Raw genomic sequence first — 240 nt, 5'->3', positions numbered from 1 at the left:
CGTCGTTTGCTGACTGACCCACATGCTCCAAGCCAAGCACGCTTCTTTACCAACGTCGATGTGGTGCGGAAACAGTTTGGTCGCGATCTGCCATTTGGCGGTATTCGTAACTCATTCTCAAGTGAAAACTGGCGTCGTCCAGATAAAGAAGTCAGCCTGCTGATGGAACTTCTGCGCGCCGATCGGTCATCGCCAAGAAGATGGTGATTACCGCGAATCGTGGCAGCCACAAGTCATGAG

At 52.5% G+C, this 240-nt stretch carries 1 protein-coding gene; it reads left to right on the top strand.

Annotated elements, in window-relative coordinates; genetic code table 11:
- On the top strand, positions 1 to 207 hold a 207-nt coding region (locus L9G74_RS21870), incomplete at its 5' end, for an undecaprenyl diphosphate synthase family protein (RefSeq protein ID WP_238899003.1).
- Between the last annotated feature and the right edge of the window lie 33 nt (positions 208 to 240).

This window comes from Shewanella electrica (assembly GCF_022321485.1).
GTDB lineage: Bacteria > Pseudomonadota > Gammaproteobacteria > Enterobacterales > Shewanellaceae > Shewanella > Shewanella electrica.
This window is presented reverse-complemented; position numbering and strand designations above follow the sequence as displayed.